Raw genomic sequence first — 22,786 nt, forward strand, 5'->3', positions numbered from 1 at the left:
GCGGGCCAGCCTATGATGGGCCAATGACCTCGCCCCCTGCCGCCGCCGAACGCCAGCGGGACGCCGACCGCACGAAGGCGGAGATCCTCGAGGTCGCGCAGCGCGAGTTCGCCCGCTACGGCTACGCCGGGGCCCGCGTCGACGAGATCGCCGCCCGGATGCGCACCACCAAGCGCATGATCTACTACTACTTCGGCAGCAAGGAGCGGCTCTACATCGCCGTGCTGGAGAAGGCGTACGCGGAGGTGCGGGCCGCCGAGCGCACGGTGGACGTCGAGCACCTGGCGCCGGTCGAGGCGATCCGCACGCTGGCCGAGCTGACGTTCGACCACCACGACGCGCACCGCGACTTCATCCAGCTCGTCGCGATCGAGAACATCCACCAGGCCGAGCACATCCGCAAGTCGGAGGTCCTGGCCGGGCTCGGCACGCCCGTGCTCGACCTCATCGAGCGCATCATGGACGCGGGGCAGGCGTCGGGCGACTTCGTCACCGAGGCCGACGCCATCGACGTGCACATGCTGATCAGCTCGTTCTGCTTCTTCCGGGTGGCCAACCAGCACACGTTCGGCGCGCTGTTCGGACGCGACATGACCGCCCCCGAGCACCGGGACCGGCAGCGGCGGATGGTCGGCGAGATGATCGTCGCCTACCTGTGCGGCCGGGGCGCCCGCCCCTGAGCCGCCCCCTCACGGCCGCGTCAGGCGCCTGCCGAGCCGCTGGGCCGGCGACTCGATCAGGTGGTAGGTCAGCATGCTGAGCGGGACCAGGGCGAGGAGGAACGTCGCCAGGTCGGGGAGCACGTGCAGCAGGATCGGGTGCAGCAGGTAGAGGGAGAAGCTGATCACCCCGAGATATGACAGCCAGCGCGGGAAGGCCCGGCGGCGCAGCGCGTACGCCCCCGCGAAGACGCCGAACGCCAGCACGATCGCCGGCGCCCAGGCCGGATCGTCCTTGGCGAAGATCCCGCAGCCCAGCACCGCCGCCACCGCGACCCCGGCGGCCCGCCAGGAGATCGCCCCCTGCTCGGCCCGGTGCACCGCCGTCCCCGCGAACATCGTCGCCAGGATGATCACCCCCTGCCAGGTCCCGCCCCGGCTGCCCAGGACCACCAGCGCCAGCCCCAGCAGGCCGCCCGCGAGCGCGGCCACCGTACGCGTCCGGCCGCGGCCCAGCGCGGTCACCGCGACGGCCGCGACGACCGCGAGGCCGAGCAGCGCGGCGGCGAGGTCGGCCCGGCCGCCGATCACCGCCTTCGGCAGCAGCAGCCCCAGGGGCACGGCCGTCAGCGCCAGGGAGACGGCGACCCCCGCCGACCTGTGCGCCTGCCGCACCGAGAACAGCGCGACGCACATCAGGTAGAACGCCATCTCGTACGAGAGCGTCCACGTCACGCTGATCACCGCGGGCAGGTTGAGCAGTTCCTGCGACATCGTCAGGTTGCCGAGCGCCACCACGGGCCACGGGCGCTCGGCGAGCCCCGGCGGTAACGGCAGCACGCCCGCGTACGCGAGGAGGAGCGCCAGGCCGCAGGCGGCCAGCAGCAGCGGCAGGAGGCGGAAGGCCCGGCCGGTCCAGAAGGCGCGCAGGTCGCCGCGCCGCTCCAGGGACGCGGGGATGATGTACCCGCTGACCAGGAAGAACACGAACACGCCCCACGTGCCCAGGTCGATCCGGCGATCCACCTCCGCCCAGACGCCCGGGAGGAACGTCCAGCCGGCGTGGTGCATGGTGACGGCCAGCGCTGCCGGTCCCCGCAGGGCGTCCAGCCAGGCCAGCCGGGCGGGGGCCAGGAACATCTGCCGCAGTCTAGGCCATGTGTGACATATGTGATCTGAGCAGTCAGGGCTAACCGAGGGCGCCAGCGGGGGTCATGGGAATGCGGTGAGTGGAAGACGGCCGGCACCCGGAGGTGGCCGCGTTCACCGCCGACTTCGGGCTGGACGGGATCATGCTGGGCAACCAGTTCGGCCTGGTCGGTTTCTGGCACCCGGACAACGCCCCGCCGCTCACCCCCGAGCGGTCGGCCGGAATCGAGCGGTTCTTCCTGCGGCTGCGCGCGGCCATGGGCGACGGCCTGGTCTACTGGATGGACACCTACTGGCGGGCGGAGGTGGAGCGGTCGGCCTGGGGCATGACCGACGCCGCCTACCACGCGCTCGACGCGATCCTGGTCAGCACGTTCGCCGTGCTCGTCGAGCGGACGGAGATCGTGCCCAACCTGCTGAGCAAGGCCGCGCTGGACGGCCCGCGGCCGCTGCTCGGGCTGGACTTCGTCGATCCCTGGTACTGGTGCCGGACCTACCTCGACGACCGGCGCACCTACCTCTACCAGCGGGAGGTGCTGGCCGCGCACGCCGGGTCCGTGGCCGGAGTCTCCTTCTTCGCCAACGACACCTTCGGCCACTTCGTCCCGAAACCGGAGCTGGCGCTCACCTTGGAGGTCGTCAAGAACGCCCGGACTAGGGGATTCCCCGGGACCCTCCCTGAGGCGCGGTCCCGCGCGTCCGCCTAGCATCCGGGCCAGGGTGGGGGAGAACCCCACGGGCGGACGGGGACGTGAGCCGCGTTGGCAGAGGCAGGCGACGAGCGCGCGATCAGCGACGACGTCCAGCGGATGCGGGCCGGCATCCGCGCGCGGATCGCCCGGGACGCCCGCCACGCGGGGCAGGGGCTGAGGCGCCTGACCCCGGCGGCGTTCATGGCGCTGCTCTGTGCCGCGGCCCTGGCACCCGTCGCCGCCGCCGGACCGGCGGGCGCCGTCGTGCTCGCCGGGATCAACGTCCTCGGGTCAGTCGGGGCCAACGTCCTCACCGAGGTGGTGCTCAAGGCCATAGACCGGCTGCGGGGCGGCGGGCATGCGCCCGCGGACGTGGTGGAGAAGGAGCTGGCCAAGCGACTGGAGGAGGCCCTGGCCGGCGGGGACTCGCGGGCGCAGGCGCTGCGGAACGAGATCGCGGTCGTGCTGCGCGAGGTGGGCGCGGTACGCACCGCCATGGAGGCGGCCGTCGCGACCGGCGACGCAGGGTTCCAGGACCGCGTGACGGAGCTGCTTACCGGGCTGAGCGCGGACTTCGACGAGTTCGCCTTCGTCCTGGGGGCCGTGAGCGACAGCATGGCCGTCATCCAGCGGGCCCTGGACGAGCAGGCGGCCGCGTATCGGGCCGATCGCGATCGGTTGCGGGTCCAGTCGACCGACCTACGGCTGATGAGGGAGAAGATCTCCGAGATCGAGCGGCGAACCCGGGCCGGCCCTGACGCCGACCACATGCCCGCCGTGTGGGCGGGTGGCTGTCCGTACCGGGGGCTCTGGCCGTTCGAGGCGGAGCACGCCGAGGTCTTCTACGGCCGGGAGCGCCTGACCGCCGAGCTCGTCGGCAAGCTCACCGAGGCGCTGGACGGGACCGGCATGGTCGTGGTGACGGGGGCCTCCGGTGCCGGCAAGTCGTCGCTGCTGCGTGCCGGCCTCATCCCGGCGCTCGCCCGGGGCGCCCAGCTACCCGGCTCGGAGCACTGGCCGAGCCTGCTGCTGACGCCGACCGAGACACCCCTGAACGAGCTGGCCGTCCGGCTGGCGCTGCTGGGCGGCGTGGACGCCCTCACCGTAAGGCGAGGGCTGGAGGAGCACCCTGGACGGGCACATCTGCTGGCCAGGCAGGCGCTGCTCGACGATCCGGCGGGACCCGCGGCGCGGCGTCTTGTCGTGGTGGTCGACCAGTTCGAGCAGGTTTTCACCGCCGTCGACAACGGCGGCGAGAGCGAGGCCGAAACGTTCGTCACCGCGCTGACCGCGATGTGCGCCCCCAGCGCGGCGGCCGGGGAGCCGCCCGCGGTCGTCGTGCTCGGGGTCCGAGGAGACTACTGGGGCCGGTGCGCCGCCTACCCGCAGCTCGCCCCGGCGCTGGAAGAAGGCCATTTCCTCGTCGGCCCCATGTCGGAGTCCGAGCTGCGGCGCGCCGTCACCGGCCCGGCGGACACCGCCGGTCTCGAACTCGAGCCGGGCCTCGTCGACGCCGCCCTCAGCGATCTGCGCCCCACGCGGGGCGGCGGCGCCTACGGGACGGGCGCGCTGCCGCTGCTCTCCCAATCCATGCTGATCACGTGGCGCAAGCGCGCCGGCAACCGCCTGACCAGCCAGGGGTACGGCGCTTCCGGCGGTGTCACGGAGGCCGTGCAGCGGAGTGCGGAGGCGGCCTACGACGACGTCCCGCCCGAGGAGAGGGCGCTCGTCCGCGAAGTCTTCATTCGGATGACCGCGGTGACCAGGGAGGGCCTGGCGGTTCGCCGTGAGGTGAGCCGTGCGAGCCTGCGGTTGGGAAGCCACGGCGCGGCGGTGGACGCCGTGCTCGACGTGTTCACCGCCCAGCGGCTGGTCATACTGCACCACGAGACGGCGGAGATCGCCCACGACGTCCTCCTGCACGCGTGGCCGCGGCTGCGGGGCTGGTTGCGCGAGGAGGAGAGCGAGCGCGGGCTCTACAGCCAGCTCGTCGACGACGCCGTGGAATGGCAGGGGCGGCTGGACGAGTCATTCCTCTACCGCGGTGCCCAACTGGCTGCGGTTCTGGGGGCCGCGTCGCGCTGGCGGGCCTACCCCGCGCGCTACCCGGAGCTGTCCGGCTTCGCCGGGGAGTTCCTGAACGCCTCCCGCACCGCCGAGGCCGACCGCCTGCGGGGCCGCCGCCGGGTGCGTGGCCTGCTGGCCCTGCTCCTTGCCGCCGCCGTGGCCGCGGGAGGGTTCGCCACGGAGCGGGGTATGTCGGCCGCCCGGCAGAACGAGCTGCGGATCGGCCGGCAGGCTGCCGCCGACGCCGCCGCGTTCCGTGGTGTCGACCCGGTCCGGGCCCTGCTCCTCAGCGTGGCGGCGTGGCGGCTGGCGCCCGAGGAGCCGGATTCCGTGGCCGCGCTGTACAGCTCGCTGGCGCAGCGTGAGGCCCACATGCTGCACCCGCCGGTCTCCACCGGCGGCGCCCTGTACGACCTCGGCCGGAACGGGGCCGTCCTGGCGATGGTGCGCGACGGCCGGCTGTCGAGGTGGGATGTGGCGAGCGGGAGGAGACTTCCCATCCCCGAGCCGGACGTGGGCCGGGACGTCACCGCGATCGCGCTCAGCCCGGACGAATCCACGCTGGCCGTCGCCTCGGCGCGGTCCGTCCGTCTGTGGGATCTGCGCACCGGTCAGCCGTACGGCCGCGAGTTCGGCCTGGCCGGCGCCGGACGGCTGGCTTTCAACGCCGGCGGCGGCGTGCTGACCCTCGTGAAGTCCCTGAACGGCGGGCAGGCCTGGGACCTCGCTGACCTGGGCGAACCGGTGTGGGAGAGCGCCGACCCCGCGCTGGAGGGGATGGAGGTCTCCCCGGACGGTCAGAACGTGGTGCTGGTCTTCGGCAAGAAGCCCTATCGGCTCCTCGACCGCCGGTCTCGTCCGATACCAGCATTTGACGGGGCGAAACCTGACGCTGGGGGTACCGCCGCCTTCACCCCCGACGGCGGGACGGTGGCGGTGAGCGTGGACCGGTCCGTCAGGTTCTGGAACCTCCGGGCCGGTCGGTGGTCGGGCGCCGACCTGCCGTACGTGGAGCCCTATGACATCGCCTTCAGCGCCGGCGGCGACTATCTGGCCACCTATGACGAGGCGGCGCTGACGCTGTGGCGGCGCGACGGGCACAAGGTGCTGTCCCGCTTCGCGCGCGACATCGACGGCAGACCTCGGTTCGATCCGGTAGCCGGCACGCTCGGCTTCCGGCTGCGCACCGGTGAGGTCGTTCAGCTCGACGTCAAAGCGCTCATCTCTACCGGGCCGCTGCTTCCCCGTACCGAGACGGCCGCGATCGATCGGCTGGCCCGGGTCGCGGTCTTCCAGGGCGGGGGCACGACCGTGCTGGCCGGTCCGCACATGAGCGCCCGGCGGCTGGACGCGCCGGCGTGGTCCGCGGTGTCGGCCGCGTTCGCCCCTGACGGCCGGTCGCTGGCCCTGGGCGCGCTCGACCGGACCGAGGTACGGATCTGGGACGTCGCCACCGGACGGGCGCAGCGGACGATCACCGTCCATGGGGCCGGCGGCGTCGGCGGCCTGGCCTTCAGCCGGGACGGTGCGCGGCTGGCCGTGGCGCCGAAGAACGACTCGTGGGAACGGGTGGAGCTGTGGGACCGCCACCGTCAGGACGCTCCGCCGGTCACCCTCGACCAGCGAGGCAGCTGGCAGATGACGTTCAGCCCGGACGGCCGGCTGCTGATCGTCAACAGTCCCTACGCCAACGGTGTCGTCGAGCTCGTCCCCCGGCCGGCGGCTGATCCGTATCACCGCCAGCTCTTCGGCTCCGACGGCACGGGCGGCCGGCCCCTGGCGATCGACCCCGGCAGCCGCGTCATCGCGGCCGGCGGGCCGAGCTCCGGCATCACCCTCTGGGACGCCGTCACCTTCCGCGATCTCCGGAACCTGCCCATGCCGGAGCAGGATCCCGAACAGCTCGTGTCCGCCGCCTTCTCACCCGACGGGCGCATCCTCGCCGCGGGCGGTGTGAGCGGCCGGATCTGGTTGTGGGACGTCGCCGGCGGCATCCCGCTCGGCGCGCCGATACCGCAGCACGCGGGCGACGTGCTCGCGCTCGCATTCACCGCGGACGGCGACCACCTCTACAGCGCCGGCACCGACGGCGTCCTGCGCAGCCTGCCGATCGCCCCCGCGCACGTGGCCGCAGAGGTGTGCCGGCGCGCGAACAGCACCCTGGACGAGGCCGCATGGACGCGGCTTTTCCCCCAGGCGGACTACAGAACGGTCTGCTGATCACGGTTAGGAGGGTAAGACGGCATGACGAACGAGATTCATTTCGAGAAGATCCCGGAAACCGTCGTCCTGGAGGCCGCCGACAAGAAGGTGGAGTTTCACGTCCGCGCCCCGGCTGCGAGCACCATCCAGGGCCGGCTCGTACCGCCCGAGGGCGATCCCATAGAGGTGGGGAAGCCGTCGGACGGCGACGACTGGCACGCCGAGCACTCGCTCTCGCCGGACGCGCCAGTCGGCCTGTGGGTGCTGCAGATCCGGGCGGACGAACTCGAAGCCGAGGCGGAGTTCGAGGTCAGGTGGGGCTGGCTCAGACGGCCCGTACGGATCTCCTTCGGCGCCAGCGTGCCGGAGGTCGTATACGGAGAGATGCTCGACGTGGGCGGGGTCGCGGAGACGTTGATCGACGATGAGTGGCGGCCGCTCGCCGGCAACGTCGTCTCCATCATGTTCCAGCCGCGCGACCGGAACGAGCGCAGCGAGCTCGACACCGCCGTCACCACGTCGTCGGGCGAGTTCGGCGTGCAGGTCGACCCGGACGAAAGCGGGTTCCTCTGGGCCGAACTGGGCCTGCTGACCGGACCCGGTCCAGGAAGCGCCAGCGTGGCCATCGCCATCGGCGTCATCCCAGGTGTGGTCGCCATCGGCGTCACCTTCGGCCCTCATCACATGACGAGGAGCGCCGACGGCCGGTCTCTGCGGCACAGAGTGACGGTCAGCGGTCCGGGCGGCTCCACCGGGACGATCAGCGTCCGGTACGCCCCAGGACGCCGCCGCCCGGACCAGGACGACGTCGGGCAAGGAGTCGTCCAGGTGCAGGCGGGGCTCGGCGGCAACTACAACACGCAGATCGGCTACCGGAAGGGATGGTGGCGCATCGTGCACCAGGGCGCTCGCACCGCGTATCGCCGCTGGAAGAAGGGCCCGTGATCCTCAGGGTGAGGCACGCTCGCGTGCCTCACCCTGTGTTCGGCCTGAGCCTGTCTCAGACGTCGACGAACGAGAACCGATCCAGCGGCGGGCCGTAGACGAGCTGGGAGCCCGTGCGATCCACCTCGCTGATCTCGAGGTCGGGAGAGCCGACGCCGCCGCAGAAGTAGTGCATGACGGACCTGGGGTCGTAGACGGCCAGCTCGATGGTCTCCGTACCGGGCTCGTCGGGACAGGCAGCCGGGGCGCCGGAGTGGATCTGCTCGTGCCGGAAACCGAGAATGTGGCCCAGCTCGTGCCGGAGCACACCGACCGGGTCGTACGGGCTGTCGTGATACGACGGGTCGATGAACAGCCTTCTGCGACGCGGGGGTTCGTTCGGGAAGAAGGCCGCTGCGATGAAAGCGCCATCCGCCTCGATGTGCCGGACCGGGAAAACGACTCCCGGAGGGTGCGCCTCGTTGCTCTCGTCGGCTTCGGAGACGTGGGTGAACCGCACGCCACAGGTCGCTTCCCAGGCCTCGGCAGCGCTGAGCATGTTCGCGACCACGACCGCGTACCAGTCGTCGCTGGGGAATGTGGGTTTCCGCACGCAATAGGTGAGATCGGTGCCCGGCGCCCAACGGACGATCCTTTCGTTCCGCAGGATTCCGATGAGGGCGCTGCCCCGCAGCAGCGAGGAATTGAGCTGGGCACCGCCGAAGCCGGCGGGGACCGAAGCGCCGGCCGCCTGGCGCTCGCGCAGCGCCTTCTGAGCCTGTTCGTACAATCCCAGTTGGTCGGCGTCGAGGACCAGATCGCCTTCGACACAGTGCAGTTCTTGCCCGCCCTCGGGTTCGATGAACGTTTTCATGTCGTCCTCGTCAATCCCTGTCGGATTCGGTGAGCAGGCCGGGCTGGAATCGTCGTGCCCAGGCCATGACGAGCTGGTCCAGGTCCTTGAGTTGATCGCCTCCGACGACCCACAGAGTTTCCTGGTCGATGCGCACGGTCGGCCATTGTGAGATCCATTCCTGGAAATCCGGCCGGCTCGCGACCAATTCCCGAAGGTCCTTCTTCTGCCGTCGCAGACGATGCTCCGGTGTTTCGCTCATGACGCCACCATCGCCGACGGTCAGGCCTTCGCTCACTTTAGGCTCGTGCCTGGCACGCCGGTATCAGGGCCGGTCCCAGGGAAAGCCCTAGGATCGCTGATCCCTGATCCGGAACGCGGTCACACGATCGGGGCATGCCGTACTGACCGCCGGCCGCTCCGGGAAAGCGGGGATGAGGCACCCGCTGAGGCGGCCCGAACCTTCAGAGGGGCGAGGTCTGGAGGATCTCCGGCAGGCCCGCCATCGCCTTCCGGTGGTCGTCGGCCGTCCGCCGCCCCTCGGCGAACGCCGCCTCGAAAGCCGCCGCACCGAGCCGCTCCCGCAGCGCCTCGACCAGGCCGTGGCTCTCCGGGGCCGAGGGGGCGAGCCGGTCGGCGGCGCCCAGCAACGCCGCGGCCCGCCCGAAGTGGCCGCCCGCCTCGTCACCGGACGCCGTCAGGCGGCGGAGGCCCGTCTCGTGATCCGATGCCGCGAGCAGGCGCAGGCCCGTCTCGTGATCCGATGCCGCGAGCAGGCGCAGGCCGGTCGCGGTGATGCGGACGTCCCCGAGATCGGCGGCGATGCGGGTGCCCTCGGTCAGGTGCCGGCGGGCGCTCTCGTGCTCGCCGCCCGAGGCCGCCGCGCGGCCCAGGCCGAGGAGGCAGCGGGCCGCGCACCGCAGGTCGCCGATCCGCCGGAACTCCGGCAGGAGGGCCGCGAAGCGGGCGATCGGGTGGTTCCCGAGATGCTGGTCGAAGGTGGCGAGGTAGATCTCGGCGTGCAGCCGCTCGTGGTCGTTGCCGCCGGTCCGGGCCAGCCGCGCGGCCTCGGCCAGCCAGCCGGGTACGTCGTCGAGGTGGATGCGCTCCTCGATCGCCCGGACAGCCATCTGGTTGAGGCAGTTGGCCTGCTTGACGTGGTCGCCGAGCCGGCCGAACAGGTCGGCGGCCTGCGCGAGCCGGGCCAGGGTGGCCGGCACGTCCGAGGCGTAGACGTGGGCGGACAGCGCCAGGGCGCGATGCCAGTCATCGCCCAGCCGCTCGAACATCCCGGCGGCCTCGACCGCGTGATCCAGCGCGGCGGCGCTCCGCTCGCCGTACCTCAGGGTCCAGCCGAGGGCCAGCAGCGCGAGCGCCCGGTCGTGTTCGGCGTCGCTTCCGGCCGTCGCGTGGGCCGGGGCGCGGTCGTGTTCGGCGTCTCTCGCGACCATCCTGTGGGCCAGTGCGGCGAACTCCCGCGCTCGTTCCGTGTCCTGGTAGCAGAGCACGACGGCGCAGGTGATCGCGGCCCGGAAGCCCAGCGCGCCCCCCGGCAGCGGTCGCCGGAGCAACTCGTCGAGCCAGTCGAACAGCTCGCCGCTGCAGCCGACGACCTCCCACGCCGTGCCGATGCCGGCGATGAACTCCCAGGCGGCGGTGGTGTCGTCCCGGTCGAGGGCCCAGCGCAGGGCCGCCGCCAGGTCGGCCGAGCGGCGGTTGAGCCACCGCAGCGCGCCGGCCTGGTCCCGGCCGCGAAGGTCGGGCACCGTGGAGACGGCGTGTCGCAGATGGTGGCGGGCGTGGTGCTCGTGTGCCGTCCCGGCGCCGCCACGCGCGGCCAGCCGCCGGTGCGCGAACTGGCGGACGCTCTCCAGCAGGCGGTATTCGGTGCTCTCGTCCCGGCGGTGGACGGAGATCAGCGACCGGTCCAGCAGGCGCGAGAAGGTCCGGACCAGGTGGGCGTACTCCAGCGGCGGGTACGCGACGACCCGGGCGGCCGTGTCGTAGTCGAAGTCGCCGGGGAACACCGAGCAGCGTTCGAGCAGCAGCCGCTCCTCCTCGCTCAGCAGCTCGTAGCTCCAGGCGAGGGCCTCCTCCAGGGTGCGGTGGCGGCTCGGGGAGCCGTGCGCGCCATCGGTGAGGAGGGCGAACCGGTCGTGCAGCCGGGCCAGCAGCTCGGCGGGCGTGAAGAACCGTACCCGGGCCGCGGCCAGCTCGATCGCCAGCGGCAGGCCGTCCAGGCGGCGGCAGATGGTCGCGACCTGCCGGGCGTTGCCCGGGGTGACGGCGAACCCCGGGGAGGCGGCCGCGGCGCGGTCGGCGAACAGCCGGCCGGAGCCGGACTCCAGCACGGCGTCCGGCCCGTCGATCTCGGCGGGCAGGGGCAGCGGCGGGATCTCGTAGACGACCTCCCCCGTGAGGTGCAGCGCGCCGTGGCTGGTGGCCAGCACGTGCAGGTGGTCGGTGGTGGCCAGCAACTCGGCGAGCAGGGCCGCCGCGGTGGCGGTCACGTGCTCGCAGTTGTCCACGATGAGCCAGTGCCCGCCCCCGGCGAGGGCCTCGCGGATCAGGCGGCGAAGCCGGTGCTCCTGCCCGACGACCCCGAGCGCGTCGGCGAACGCCCGCTCCACGGCGCCACCGGCGCTCACGGGCGCGAGGTCGATCAGGGTGGCGGGCGGCAGCGCGGTCACCGAGTGCGCCAGGTGCAGGGCCAGCCGGGTCTTCCCGGTGCCGGCGGGGCCGGTCAGCGTCACCATCCGGTACGCCCCCAGCAACCCCCGCACCTCCTCCAGCTCCCGGACCCGGCCCACGAACGACGACAGCGGCGTGGGCAGGACCCTCCTGGACTCGTGGCCGGAGCGGAGCCGGGCCGCGGCCGCCACCAGGGCCAGCCGGTTGGTGCCGCCGAGCTTGCGCAGCAGCGACGACACGTGGCTCTCCACCGTCCGTTCCGACAGCCGCAGCCTGGCGGCGATCTCCTGGTTCTGCAGGCGGTCGCCCACGAGCCACAGGACCTCCGACTCGCGCGGGGTCACGCCGGCAGCGTGCAGATCGGGTAAGGCGTCCGAACCCATATCTCGGAGTATGCGGGTACGGAGCCGATTTCCGTACCGAGCACGGATGCGGGCCCGCGGGGCGCCGGGATGGAATGAGGCCTGACGCGAACGACGACGAGGAGAGACCATGGCAGGCAAGGCCGTCATCAGCTTGACCACCGGATTGGAGGACCCCGAGCGGGTCACGGTGGCCCTCCTGGTCGCGGTCGGCGCGGCCGAGCTGGGCCGGCCGACGCTGATGTTCCTCACCAAGGAGGCGAGCCGGCTGGCGCTGGACGCCGTCGCCACCGGCGTCGCCTGCGACGGCTGCCCGCCGCTGGCCGACCTGATGGCGCGGTACGCCAAGGCGGGCGGGACGTTCCTGGTCTGCCCCATCTGCTTCGACGCCCGCGGTCTCGACCAGAGCCGGCTGATCGAGGGCGCCGAGCTGGGCGGCACCGTACCCATGTGGCAGTGGATCGGCGACGACGGCGCCACCACCTTCAGCTACTGAGCGCCGTCATGACCGGATTCCTCGAGCCCGCGGAGCTCACCCCGCAGGTACGCCGCCTCTTCGACGACGACCTGGCCGGCACCGGCTACGTCATGAACCTCACCAGGCTGTGGGCCCATGACCCCGCCGCCATGGAAGGGCTGTTCACCCTGCTGCGGCACGCCGCCGAGTCGGGCGGCCTCGACGTGCGCACGCGTGGCGTCCTGGTGGCGGCCTGCGCCTCCGCCATGGGCGACTCGTACTGCTCGCTGGCCTGGGGGAGCCGGCTGGCCGAGGCGGCCGGCGCGCCGGCGGCCTCCGGGGTGCTGCGGGGGGACGACGACGGGCTGACCCCGGGCGAGCGGGCGATGGCGGGCTGGGCGCGGAAGGTGGCGCGCGATCCCAACGGGACCGGCCCGGCGGACGTCCAGGAGCTGCGCGACGCCGGCCTGCCGGACGGGCAGATCTTCGCGATCACGCTGTTCGTGGCGTTGCGCGTGGCGTTCTCGACCGTCAACGACGCGCTCGGCGCCCACCCGGACGCCGAGCTCCGCACCACCGTCCCGCCCCCTGTCCTCGCCGCCGTCGCCTACGGTCGCCCCATCGCATCCCGGACCCCCGCCACGGCTGGCGACCCGTAGGCCCGCCGGCCGTACGATCGGGGCATGCTGCATGGCCGGGAACGGGAATGCGGGATCCTCGCGCGGCTGCTCGACGGCGCTCGCGACCGGCGCAGCGGCGTCCTGGTCGTCCGCGGCGAGGCGGGCGTCGGCAAGTCCTCGCTGCTCGGCTTCGCGGCCGAGCGGGCGGCGGGCCTGCGGGTGCTGCGGGGCGGCGGGGTCGAGTCGGAGTCGGAGCTCCCGTACGCGGCGGCGCACCAGCTGCTGCGGCCCGTGGCCGACCGGCTCGCGGCCATCCCCGCCGGGCAGGCGGCCGCGCTGCGCGGCGCGTTCGGGCTGGGTGAGCCGGTCGAGGGAGACCGGTTCCTGGTCTCGATCGCGGTGCTCAGCCTGCTGTCCGAGGTGGCCGAGGAGGGGCCGCTGTTGTGCCTGGTCGACGACGCCCAGTGGCTCGACGGGGCCTCCGCGGGCGCGCTGGCTTTCGTGGCGCGGCGGCTGGAGGCCGAGGGGATCGTGCTGCTGTTCGCCGTACGCGACGAGGAACCGGGTCTCCCGCACCGCGCCGTGCGCGACGAGGAACCGGGCGCCTCCCGGCACCTGGCCGGGCTGCCCGAGTTGCGCCTGCGCGGGCTGGAGCCGGAGGCGGCGCGGGCGCTGCTGGCCGAGCGTACGGCGGTCGCGCTCGCGCCCGAGGTGGCCTGGACGCTGGTGGCCAGCACCGCCGGCAACCCGCTCGCCCTGCTCGAACTGCCCGGCTCGCTGTCGGCCGAGCAACTCGCCGGCCTCCGCCCGCTGCCCGAACGGCTGCCCGTCGGCGAGGTGGTCGAGCAGGTCTTCCTCGACCGGGTGCGGCGGCTGACGGCCCCGGCGCAGACCCTGCTGCTGGTCGCCGCCGCCGAGGAGAGCGGCGACGTCGGCCTCGTGCTCCGGGCGGCGCGGACGCTGGAGGTGCCGCCGGAGGTGCTCGACGAGGCGGAGACGGCGGGCCTCGTCCGCGTCGAGGGCGGCGTCATGTCCTTCCGCCACCCCCTCGTACGCTCGGCCGTCTACCGGGGCGCGACGTTCCTGCGGCGCAGCGCGGTGGAGCGGGCCCTGGCCGCGGCGCTGCCGGACGAGGACGCCGACCGGCGGGCCTGGCACCTGGCGGCCGCGGCGACCGCTCCGGACGAGGCGGTGGCCGCCGAGCTGGAGAGGTCCGCCGAGCGGGCCACCCGGCGCGGCGGCCACGCCGCCGCCGCGAGCGCGCTGCACCGCGCCGCCGCCCTCACCCCGACGGCCGGGTCCCGCGCGCGGCTGCTCACGCTCGCCGCCGAGGCCGGATGGCTGGCCGGGCAGCCGGACCGGGCCCGCGCGCTGGTGGACGAGGCGGCCGGGCTCGCGGCCGACCCGCTGCTGCGCGCCCGGGGCGAGCACGTACGGGGGGCGATCGAGGGTCTCTGCGGCCGGCCCGACACCGCGTACGCGATGCTCGTCGCCGCGTCGGAGCCGGTCGCCGCGCTGCACCCGGGCCAGGCCGCGCGCATGCTGACCGAGGCGGGCCGGCTGGCCTGGACCGTCGCCGACCTGCCGAAGCTGGCCGAGGCCGACCGGCGGCTGGCGAGCCTGCCGCGCGGCGAGGGTGCCGTCACCGACGGCACCAGGCTGGTGGGCGGGCTGGCCGCGCTCCTGGAGGGGGACGCCGCGCGGGCCAACCCGTCGCTGCGCGAGGGCAGCGAGCCCGCGCAGGACCAGGCCGACCCGCTGAGCCTGGGCATGGCCGCGGCCGCGGCGATGTTCGCCGGGGTGGACGCCACGGCGCTCGACCTGTTCACCAGGGCCGCCGTCCGCGCCCGCGCGGCCGGCGCGGTCAGCGTGCTGCCCCTGATGCTCGCGCCGTTCGCGGCGCTGCAGATGTGGACCGGCCGGTTCGCCGCCGCCCGGGCCACCGCCACCGAGGGGCTGCGGCTCTCGCTCGACACCGGGCAGGAGAACACGGCCGCCCACCACCGCGCGGTGCTCGCCTGGATCGCCGCCGCGCAGGGCCGGGCCGCGGAGTGCCGTACGGAGGCGGGGGCCGCGCTGGCGCACGCCATCGGGCAGCGGCTCGGACCGCCCGCCAGTATCGCGGCGTGGGCGCTGGCCCTGCTCGACCTGGGGGAGGGGCGGAAGGCGGAGGCGTTCGACCGGCTGAGCGCGATGGCGGACGCCGGGCCGGGGGAGGGGCATCCGGCCGTGAAGATCTTCGCCGCGGCCGATCTCGTCGAGGCCGCCGTACGAACCGACCGCCCCGACCGCGCCATGGCGGCCCTGGACCTGCTCCGGGGCTGGGCCGGGCCGTCCCGGGCACCGTGGGCGCACGCGCTGGTGGCCCGCTGCCGGGCCCTGGTCGAGGGCGCCGACGCGCCGGAGCTCGCCGAGGCCCGCTTCACCGAGGCGCTGTCGCTGCACGCGACCGCCGGCCGGCCCTTCGACACCGCCAGGACGGCGCTGCTGTTCGGTGAGGCGCTGCGCAGGCGCCGGCGGCGGGCCGAGGCGCGGCGTCACCTGCGTGCGGCGGGCGAGACGTTCCAACGGCTGAACGCGGCGCCCTGGGCGGAGTCCGCCCGGGTGGAGCTCCAGGCGACCGGCGAGACCGCGCGCAAGCGCGACCCCAGCACGATCGCCGACCTGACGCCGCAGGAGCTGCAGATCGCGCGACTGGTCGCGGAGGGCGGGACGAACAGGGAGATCGCGGCGCACCTGTTCCTCAGCCCGCGCACCGTCGACTACCACCTGCACAAGGTGTTCGTGAAAGTGGGCATCTCGTCGCGAGCCGAGCTGGTGCGGCTCTCCGTGGAGGATCCCGGCCGCCTGGGCGGAGGTCGTTGACCGCCGGGACTGTGTACTTCACCGATTCGACGGGGCACGTCCGGGCGGAGGGTGGTGGCAACGAACCCGGAGGGAAGATCCCCGATGAACCCGACAGACGTGATCGTCGTAGGCGCCGGACCGACCGGTCTCATGCTGGCGTGCGAGCTCGCCCTGGCCGGCGTGCGCTGCAAGATCCTGGAACGGCGCGCCGAGCAGCCCAACATCACCCGGGCGTTCGCCGTGCACGCCCGCACCCTCGAACTCCTCGACGCCCGGGGCCTGGCGGACGACCTGCTGCCCCGCGGCGTCCCTGTGCGCCGGCTCCAGCCCGCCCCCGGCGCCGCCCTCGACCTGAGCACGCTGGAGACCAGGTACCCGATGGTCCTGATCGTCCCGCAGAGCGGCACGGAACACCTGCTGGAGGATCGCGCCCGCGAGCTGGGCGTGGAGATCGTCCGGGGCGCGGAGGTCGTCGGGCTCCGGCAGGACGCCCGGCAGGTGGTTCTGGAGCTGGCCGGCGGGCGTACGGAGGCGGCCGGCTACGTCGTCGGCTGCGACGGCGCGCACAGCAGGGTCCGCGGCCTGCTCGGGATCGACTTCGCCGGCAAGCAGTACGAGACGCACATCCTGCTCGCCGACGTGCGCCTCGCCGAGCCGCCCGAGGACGCCCTGTTCGCCGCGAACGGCCCCGAGGGCGTCGTCCTCATGATCCCGTTCGGCGACGGGTGGTTCCGCGCCATCGCCTGGGACCGGCTGCGCGAGCAGGTGCCCCTGGACGTGCCGCTGCCGATGGCGGAGATGCGCGACGCCTTCCTGCGCATCGCGGGCACCGACTTCGGCATGCGTGAGCAGCGGTGGAGCTCGCGCTTCCTGAGCGAGCGCCGGCAGGCCGGGCGGTACCGCGCCGGCCGGGTGTTCCTCGCCGGGGACTCCGCCCATGTGCACTCGCCGCTGGGCGGGCAGGGCATGAACACCGGCATCCAGGACGCCATGAACCTCGGCTGGAAGCTGGCCGCCGCCGTGCGCGGGCAGGCGCCGGACGGGCTGCTGGACACCTACGAGCGCGAGCGGCACCGGGTGGGCACGCAGGTGCTCGCCCTGACCGACGCCTTCAACCGCCTCGTGCTCGGCCGCTCGGCGATCCGCCGCGCGCTGCGGGCCCTGACGATCCGGCTGCTCCTGCGGTTCGGCCGCTCCCGCCGGCTGCTGGCCGGCCGGCTGACCGGGCTGGGCATCGGCTACCCGCCCACGACCCGGCACGCCCACCCGTGGACCGGGCGGCGCGTGCCCGACCTCCCGTGCACGGACGGTCGGCTGTACGAGCTGCTCCGCGACGGCCGCCACCTGCTGGTGGACGCGACGGGGCGGGAGGCCGTCGCGGCGGCGGTCGGGCAAGCGGTCAAGGTCGCCCGGTACGCGGGCCCGGCCGTGCCCGGCCTGCCGGCCGCCGTCCTGGTCCGCCCGGACGGGTATGCCGCCTGGGCCGGCGAGGACCGTACGGACCTGCCCGAGCTGGCGAAGGTGGCGGTCGGGCGGTGCGGCGGCCCCTCACCGCGCACCCACCCGGCCAGCTCGTGAGACCCGGCCCACCACGCCGCACGGAAACGAGCCGCAGGCCCCAGGACCAATGACCTGGCTCCGGATGCCCTTGTCAAATAGCAGGTATCCAATCAAGCCCGGCTCTTCTCTCTTTACCGTGACCATGCCTCCCGAAGGAGATGTTTTTGTGAAGAGACCTCTCGCAGGCACCAGTGTCGTCGCGGCCGTCGCGCTGGCCGGCGGGCTGCTGGCCGCCTCCCCGGCCGCGGCCGCGACGGGCGAGCGGGCCGTCACCTCGGTGACGTTCACGGCGGAGTCCGCCGCCGCGCGCCCGGGCAACGGCCGGATCCTCTACGACCGGATCAGCGGCGGCCTGGGCACCCTGAAGATCAAGAACGGCACCTCCAAGGACGGCGTCGTGGCTCTGGTCAGGGGCAGGACCAAGGCCATCAGCATCTACGTCCGCGCGAAGTCCACGGCGAGCATCAAGGACGTCAGGGACGGTACGTACCGGATCTACTTCACCACCGGTTACCGCTTCAGCACGTCGAAGGGCCGGTTCACCAGGGCCGCCGCCTACCAGCGGTTCAACGACCGCCTGAAGTTCGTCACCACCTCCAGGTCGACCACCATCTGGACCCTCACCCTCAACCCGGTCAGGGGCGGCAACGCGAAGACCAGCTCGGTCAACCCGAGCGACTTCCCCGCCTGACGCCGGGGCGGCGCGCGAGCAGCCCGCCTCGGGCCAGGAAGCACCGCGGGTCCAAGGAGCAGCCGGACGGCGGGTCCACCGGGCCGGGCCGCTTCCCTCCGAGGACGGTCTCCTGCCGGGCCCCCGCGCGCCGCGGGGCCCGGCACGGGCGCCGCCGCTCCCGGATAACCGGTTGCGCCCGCCCGTAGACTGATCGCATGGCTTCGCCCCGCAGAATTTCCTAGCAAGGACACCCGCTTCCACGCCACCCGTGTGTCCTCTAGCTTCTCCGGAGCGCAATCCCATGCTTACCTTCCGTGGCGTCGACGTGCGTGCCGGCGCCGGCCTCCTGATCTCCGGCGTCACCGCGCACGTCGCTCCCGGCGACCGCATCGGCCTGGTCGGCCGCAACGGCGCGGGCAAGACCACCCTCATGAAGATCCTCGCCGGGCGGCTCCAGCCCGCGGCCGGCGACATCGTCCGCACCGGGCCCGTCGGCTACCTGCCGCAGGACCCGGCCGCCGCCGATCCCGGCATCGCCGTCCTCGACCGGGTCCTGTCCGCCCGCGGCCTGGACCAGGCCATGCGCGCGCTGCGCGACGCCGAGGCCGCGCTCGCCGAGTCGGGCGACGAACGTTCGATGGCCCGCTACGCCAGGGCCGAGGCCGAGTTCCAGGCCCGCGGCGGTTACCCGGCCGAGGCCGGGGCCGCCCGCGTCGCCGCCGGGCTCGGCCTGCCCGACCGGGTCCTCGACCAGCCGCTGGGCACCCTGTCCGGCGGGCAGCGGCGCCGCGTCGAGCTGGCCCGCGTGCTCTTCGCCGAGCCGGGCGTCATGCTGCTCGACGAGCCCACCAACCACCTGGACGGCGACTCCGTGGCCTGGCTGCGCACGTTCCTGGTCGGCTACTCCGGCGGGCTGGTGCTCATCAGCCACGACACCGGACTGCTGGCCGACGTGATCAACCGGGTCTGGCACGTGGAGCAGGGCGCGCTGGAGGTGCACAACACCGGCTGGCACGCCTACCTCGCCGACCGCGAGGCCGACGACCGGCGCCGGGCACGGCTGCGGGCCGCCGCCGAGCGCAAGGCCGCCACCCTGCACGCCCAGGCCGACCGCATGCGCTCCAGGTCCGCCACCGCGGTCCGGGCCAAGGACATGGCCCGCCGCGCCGACCGCATGCTGGCCGGGGCCCGGCCGGTCCGCCGCGCCGAGAAGGTCGCGCGCATCCGGCTGCCCGAGCCGGCGCCCAGCGGCAGGACGCCGCTCGGCGCGATCAGCCTGGCCAAGTCCTACGGGAGCCTGCCGGTGCTGTCCGGGGTGGACCTCGCCGTCGACCGGGGCAGCCGGCTGGTGGTGCTCGGGCTCAACGGCGCCGGCAAGACCACGCTGCTCAAGCTGCTGGCCGGGCGCGAGCGGCCGGACTCGGGACGGGTCGTGCACGGCCACGGGCTGCGGCTCGGCTATTTCGCCCAGGAACACGACACCCTGGACCCGGCGCACACCGTCGGCGGGCACCTGGCCGCCGCCCCGCAGCTGACCGACGGCGAGGCCAGGACGGTGCTCGGCTCGTTCCTGTTCGGCGGCGACGACGTGGACAAGCCCGTCGGCGTGCTGTCGGGCGGTGAGAAGACCCGGCTGGCGCTGGCCGGGCTGGTCAGCTCCCGGGCCAACGTGCTGCTGCTCGACGAGCCGACCAACAACCTCGACCCGGCGTCGAAGGCCGAGGTGCTGGCGGCCGTGGCGGCGTACGAGGGGGCGGTGGTGATGGTCACGCACGACCGCGAGACCGTCGAGGCCCTGCGGCCCGACCGGGTGCTGCTGCTGCCCGACGGCGTCGAGGACCTCTGGAACGACGACTACGCCGACCTGATCGCCCTCACTTGACGGCGCCGCCGGTGATCCCGGCGATGATCTTCCGTTGCGCGACGGCGAACACGACCAGCAGGGGGACGCTCATCAGGATGATGTAGGCGAAGATCAGGTGCCAGTTGTTGAGGTAGAGGCCGGCGTTGGCGACCTGGAACAGGTTCAGCGGCAGCGTGTCGACGCGGCCGCCGACGACGAAGAAGGCGTAGAAGACGTCGTTCCAGACGTACAGGCAGATGAGGATGGTGGCGGTGGCCAGCACCGGCCTCAGCAGCGGCAGGATGACGGAGACGAACACCCGCACGGGGCCGGCGCCGTCCATGCGGGCCGCCTCCTCCAGCGACACCGGCACGGTGCGGACGAAGCCGGTGACGAAGAAGATGACGGTGGACAGGTAGATGCCGACATAGACGCCGATCATCCCGGCCGGGCTGCCGGCCAGGCCGAGCTGGCGCAGCAGGAGCACGATGGTGACGACGGCGGGCGGCAGCACGATGCCGCTGATGGCCAGCGCGTACAGCGCCGCGGTGAGCCGCCCGCCCCGCCGGGCGAGGACCCACGCCGCCATCGAGCCGAGCGCGAGCACCAGCACGACCGACGGCGCCACGATCAGCACGCTGCCCAGGAACGCGGCCGGGATCTCGCCCTGCTGCCAGACCTGCGCGAGGTTGTCCCACAGCCGCCAGCGCGACGGGAGGGACAGATCCGGCGACAGGGCCTCGCCCTGCGACTTGCCGGCCGTGACGACGATCAGCCACAGTGGCACGCCCATCACGGGCACGACCAGCGCCACGACGGCGAAGGGCCGCAGCCGCGCGGCCAGTCCCCGCGCCGCCGCGGGCCGCACGCGCCCGCTCCGGGCGGCGCCGAAGACAGGGACGCTCACAGGATCTCCTCCCTCTTGCGCAGGACGCGGATGACCGGGAAGGCCAGCAGGGCGACCATGAGGAACAGCACCAGGCTCATGGCCGTGGCCTGGGCGAACAGCCCCTGGCCGAAGGTGCGGTAGATGAAGATGTTCAGGATCTCGGTGCTGCGGGCGGGCCCGCCGCCGGTGAGCGCCTGGACGACGTCGAAGCCGTTCATGGACCCGAGGAGCGCGGTGGCCACGTTGAACGTGACCGCGGGGGCCAGCAGCGGGAAGCGTACCGACCAGAACGCCTGCCGGGCCGAGGCACCGTCGATGCGGGCGGCCTCGGTGACGTCCTCCGGGACGGTCTTGAGCCCGGCCAGGTAGATGAGCATCGACAGGCCCATCCACTTCCAGGCGTGGATGACCGCGGCCAGGACCAGGGTCCAGGTGGTGCTGCCCAGCCAGGCGATCCGCACCTGTTGCCCGGTCAGCGCCGAGAGCAGGTCGTTGAGGCTGCCGTCCGGCTTGAGCAGGGCCTGGAAGACGTACCCGACGGCCAGGGCGGACATCAGCACCGGGATGAGGAAGGCCAGGCGGGCCGCGCGGTTGAGCCAGGTGTCCTTCTCCAGCAGCACCGCCAGGCCGAAGCCGAACAGGTTCTGGAACAGCGCCACCAGGACGGCGTAGATCAGCGTGATGCGCAGCGCGCCGAACAGGGTGCCGTCCGACAGCAGGTAGGCGAAGTTGTCGAACCCGGCCGGGCGGATCTCGCTCTTGAAGCTGGACCAGTCGGTGAAGGCGTAGACGAAGTTGAACAGGGTCGGCAGGAAGAAGAAGACGAACAGGATCGCGAACGCCGGCGCCAGGAACCACATCGGGTGGGTGCTCGCGCGGGCCGCCGCGGGCCTGATTGGTGTACCGGTCGGCACGAGCGGCTCCTTGCTGGGTCGTGGATCAGAAGCCGGTGGCCCCGGCGGCCTTCGCGAGCTGGGCGAACTGCTTCTGGGTGGCGGCGGCCACCTGCTCGGGGGTCAGGCCGCCGGTGATCATGTCGGACAGGTTCAGGTACAGGTCGGGGTTGGCCACGGCCAGCGCCTGCATGGACCCGACCGCCTGCCCGAGCGAGGCGTGCACGTCGAGCAGCGCCTTCGGCACGCCCTGCGGGGTGGGCACGTCGGCGCGCAGCGAGACGGTCTTGCGGTCGGCGACGAACCCGGCGTAGCCGGGCCCCATCCAGTACGCCAGGAGCTGCCGTGCCGCCGCCTCCCGCCGGGCGTCACCCGTGCGGAACGCGACCAGCGCGTTCGACTGGTCCGGGATGAAGGTGCCGACGTTGCCGGACGGCGAGATGGGGAAGAAGCCGATCCTCTCGTCCAGCTCCGCGGTGTCCGCCTTGGCCTGGAGCTGGCCGAAGAACGAGTTCACCTGCACGACCATGGCGGCCTTGCCGGACAGCAGCGCCGCCCCCTGGTCCTCGAACCTGGCGGTCTTGATGTCGGAGTTGAACAGCCCCTCGTCGATCAGCGCCTTGTACTTCTTGATCGCGTCCAGGATGGTCTTGTCCTCGAACGTCTCCTTGCCGGTGTTGACCCGCTCCCACAGCCCGTCGCGGGCCGCGTCGGCGAGCTGGACCTGCACCCACCACTGGGTGGCCCACTTGTCGGCGGCCATCTCGAAGAACGGGGTCACCCCCTTGCCCTTGAGCGTCCGCGCGACCTCCACCATCTCGTCGAACGTCTTCGGCGGCTCCTTGACGCCGTTGGCCGCGAAGACCTCCTTGTTGTAGTAGACGCCCTCGACCGCCGGGCTGGTGATGAGCGCGGCGTAGCGGGTCCTGTCCAGCAGGCCCGTGATGTCGCGCAGCTCCGGCGACAGGGACGCGACCCAGGGAGCGCCGTCGAGCGGCTGGAGGTTGGCGCGGGCGTTGAGCGCGGTCAGCATCGACGCGGTCGGCTGCCAGAAGGCCAGGTCGGGCTTGTCGCCGGTGGCCACCTTGGTTTGCACGCCCTGCTCGTACGGGTCGGGGATGGTGACGACCTCCACCGCGGCGCCGGTCGCCTGGGCGAAGGCGTCGGTGACGGCCTTGGGCATGGTGTTGCTGTTCTGCGCGGCCCAGATGGTGAGCGTGACCCCGTCCAGGCGGGCGGCGGGGGAGGGCCAGGCGGCGGGGGCGGAGCCGGTGGTGGACCCCGTGGATCCAGCCGGCGGCCCGGCGGAGGGATCGCTGCAGGCCGCGACTGCCAGGGCGAGGGCCATCGCGGCGGCGACACGCTGGAGGAGTTTCACGGTTCGGTTCCTCGATCCAGGTCGGCT

General features: G+C 73.2%; 17 protein-coding genes. 10 read left to right on the forward strand and 7 right to left on the reverse strand.

Annotated features, from left to right (window positions below):
- The first annotated feature begins 23 nt into the window (after nt 1-23).
- On the forward strand, nt 24-680 hold the full coding sequence (locus tag ACTWPW_RS20150; RefSeq protein ID WP_375114443.1) for a TetR family transcriptional regulator: 657 nt from the start codon (nt 24-26) through the stop codon (nt 678-680).
- Nucleotides 681-689: 9 nt separating this feature from the next.
- Here ACTWPW_RS20150 and ACTWPW_RS20155 read toward each other — a convergent pair whose 3' ends face one another.
- Complete coding sequence (locus tag ACTWPW_RS20155; RefSeq protein WP_443169565.1) at nt 690-1,799, reverse strand: acyltransferase family protein; 1,110 nt, start codon at nt 1,797-1,799, stop codon at nt 690-692.
- A gap of 89 nt (nt 1,800-1,888) precedes the next feature.
- On the opposite strand from ACTWPW_RS20155, the gene ACTWPW_RS20160 reads away from it, so the two are divergent.
- From ACTWPW_RS20160 to ACTWPW_RS20170, 3 genes are read left to right on the forward strand one after another with little or no spacing between them, the layout of a single operon-like run.
- A complete protein-coding gene (locus tag ACTWPW_RS20160) occupies nt 1,889-2,515 on the forward strand; it encodes a hypothetical protein (protein ID WP_443169566.1) in 627 nt (208 codons plus the stop codon).
- Nucleotides 2,516-2,569: 54 nt separating this feature from the next.
- Nucleotides 2,570-6,787, forward strand: coding sequence for an nSTAND1 domain-containing NTPase (locus ACTWPW_RS20165; protein WP_443169567.1), 4,218 nt, complete (start codon nt 2,570-2,572; stop codon nt 6,785-6,787).
- 24 nt (nt 6,788-6,811) lie between these two features.
- Nucleotides 6,812-7,714, forward strand: coding sequence for a hypothetical protein (locus ACTWPW_RS20170; protein WP_443169568.1), 903 nt, complete (start codon nt 6,812-6,814; stop codon nt 7,712-7,714).
- A gap of 55 nt (nt 7,715-7,769) precedes the next feature.
- Here ACTWPW_RS20170 and ACTWPW_RS20175 read toward each other — a convergent pair whose 3' ends face one another.
- The 3 genes from ACTWPW_RS20175 to ACTWPW_RS20185 all read right to left on the reverse strand — a co-directional run bounded on the left by ACTWPW_RS20175 (nt 7,770) and on the right by ACTWPW_RS20185 (nt 11,620).
- Nucleotides 7,770-8,567 carry a hypothetical protein gene (locus tag ACTWPW_RS20175; protein WP_443169569.1) on the reverse strand — a complete coding sequence of 266 codons (798 nt, stop codon included), beginning with the start codon at nt 8,565-8,567 and terminating at the stop codon, nt 7,770-7,772.
- 10 nt (nt 8,568-8,577) lie between these two features.
- Complete coding sequence (locus tag ACTWPW_RS20180; protein WP_443169570.1) at nt 8,578-8,844, reverse strand: hypothetical protein; 267 nt, start codon at nt 8,842-8,844, stop codon at nt 8,578-8,580.
- Nucleotides 8,845-9,010: 166 nt separating this feature from the next.
- Nucleotides 9,011-11,620 carry a LuxR C-terminal-related transcriptional regulator gene (locus tag ACTWPW_RS20185; RefSeq protein WP_443169571.1) on the reverse strand — a complete coding sequence of 870 codons (2,610 nt, stop codon included), beginning with the start codon at nt 11,618-11,620 and terminating at the stop codon, nt 9,011-9,013.
- Nucleotides 11,621-11,729: 109 nt separating this feature from the next.
- Between ACTWPW_RS20185 and ACTWPW_RS20190 the strand changes: the two genes are divergently transcribed.
- From ACTWPW_RS20190 to ACTWPW_RS20215, 6 genes are all read left to right on the forward strand, one after another.
- Entirely contained in the window at nt 11,730-12,095 is a 366-nt protein-coding gene (locus ACTWPW_RS20190; protein WP_375114434.1) for a DsrE family protein, read from the forward strand.
- A gap of 8 nt (nt 12,096-12,103) precedes the next feature.
- Nucleotides 12,104-12,715 (forward strand): carboxymuconolactone decarboxylase family protein, encoded by a 612-nt coding sequence (locus tag ACTWPW_RS20195; protein WP_443169572.1) that lies wholly within the window; start codon nt 12,104-12,106, stop codon nt 12,713-12,715.
- A 24-nt stretch (nt 12,716-12,739) separates the two neighbouring features.
- Nucleotides 12,740-15,541 carry a helix-turn-helix transcriptional regulator gene (locus ACTWPW_RS20200; protein ID WP_443169573.1) on the forward strand — a complete coding sequence of 934 codons (2,802 nt, stop codon included), beginning with the start codon at nt 12,740-12,742 and terminating at the stop codon, nt 15,539-15,541.
- Nucleotides 15,542-15,625: 84 nt separating this feature from the next.
- Complete coding sequence (locus tag ACTWPW_RS20205) at nt 15,626-17,101, forward strand: FAD-dependent monooxygenase (protein WP_443169574.1); 1,476 nt, start codon at nt 15,626-15,628, stop codon at nt 17,099-17,101.
- Nucleotides 17,102-17,249: 148 nt separating this feature from the next.
- Nucleotides 17,250-17,774: a hypothetical protein gene (locus ACTWPW_RS20210; RefSeq protein WP_375114430.1), complete on the forward strand. Its 525-nt coding sequence runs from the start codon at nt 17,250-17,252 to the stop codon at nt 17,772-17,774.
- A gap of 283 nt (nt 17,775-18,057) precedes the next feature.
- Nucleotides 18,058-19,638 carry an ABC-F family ATP-binding cassette domain-containing protein gene (locus ACTWPW_RS20215; RefSeq protein ID WP_443169575.1) on the forward strand — a complete coding sequence of 527 codons (1,581 nt, stop codon included), beginning with the start codon at nt 18,058-18,060 and terminating at the stop codon, nt 19,636-19,638.
- On the opposite strand, the gene ACTWPW_RS20220 is transcribed toward ACTWPW_RS20215, so the two are convergent.
- From ACTWPW_RS20220 to ACTWPW_RS20230, 3 genes are read right to left on the reverse strand one after another with little or no spacing between them, the layout of a single operon-like run.
- Entirely contained in the window at nt 19,631-20,506 is an 876-nt protein-coding gene (locus ACTWPW_RS20220; protein WP_443169576.1) for a carbohydrate ABC transporter permease, read from the reverse strand. The genes ACTWPW_RS20215 and ACTWPW_RS20220 overlap by 8 nt on opposite strands.
- Nucleotides 20,503-21,402, reverse strand: a complete 900-nt coding sequence (locus tag ACTWPW_RS20225; RefSeq protein ID WP_375114427.1) for a carbohydrate ABC transporter permease — start codon at nt 21,400-21,402, stop codon at nt 20,503-20,505. The genes ACTWPW_RS20220 and ACTWPW_RS20225 overlap by 4 nt, the downstream gene beginning before the upstream one ends.
- A 25-nt stretch (nt 21,403-21,427) precedes the next feature.
- Complete coding sequence (locus ACTWPW_RS20230; protein WP_443169577.1) at nt 21,428-22,759, reverse strand: extracellular solute-binding protein; 1,332 nt, start codon at nt 22,757-22,759, stop codon at nt 21,428-21,430.
- Between the last annotated feature and the right edge of the window lie 27 nt (nt 22,760-22,786).

It is taken from the genome of Nonomuraea sp. KM90 (assembly GCF_052246675.1).
Classification (GTDB): Bacteria; Actinomycetota; Actinomycetes; order Streptosporangiales; family Streptosporangiaceae; genus Nonomuraea.

What these genes read in the sequence shown, in the direction of transcription:
- ACTWPW_RS20175 (WP_443169569.1), bottom strand. Translation starts at nt 8,567, where the DNA reads ATGAAAACGTTCATCGAACCCGAGGGCGGGCAAGAACTGCACTGTGTC.
- ACTWPW_RS20155 (WP_443169565.1), bottom strand. Translation starts at nt 1,799, where the DNA reads ATGTTCCTGGCCCCCGCCCGGCTGGCCTGGCTGGACGCCCTGCGGGGA.
- ACTWPW_RS20150 (WP_375114443.1), top strand. Translation starts at nt 24, where the DNA reads ATGACCTCGCCCCCTGCCGCCGCCGAACGCCAGCGGGACGCCGACCGC.
- ACTWPW_RS20205 (WP_443169574.1), top strand. Translation starts at nt 15,626, where the DNA reads ATGAACCCGACAGACGTGATCGTCGTAGGCGCCGGACCGACCGGTCTC.
- ACTWPW_RS20185 (WP_443169571.1), bottom strand. Translation starts at nt 11,620, where the DNA reads ATGGGTTCGGACGCCTTACCCGATCTGCACGCTGCCGGCGTGACCCCG.
- ACTWPW_RS20200 (WP_443169573.1), top strand. Translation starts at nt 12,740, where the DNA reads ATGCTGCATGGCCGGGAACGGGAATGCGGGATCCTCGCGCGGCTGCTC.
- ACTWPW_RS20170 (WP_443169568.1), top strand. Translation starts at nt 6,812, where the DNA reads ATGACGAACGAGATTCATTTCGAGAAGATCCCGGAAACCGTCGTCCTG.
- ACTWPW_RS20190 (WP_375114434.1), top strand. Translation starts at nt 11,730, where the DNA reads ATGGCAGGCAAGGCCGTCATCAGCTTGACCACCGGATTGGAGGACCCC.
- ACTWPW_RS20195 (WP_443169572.1), top strand. Translation starts at nt 12,104, where the DNA reads ATGACCGGATTCCTCGAGCCCGCGGAGCTCACCCCGCAGGTACGCCGC.
- ACTWPW_RS20215 (WP_443169575.1), top strand. Translation starts at nt 18,058, where the DNA reads ATGCTTACCTTCCGTGGCGTCGACGTGCGTGCCGGCGCCGGCCTCCTG.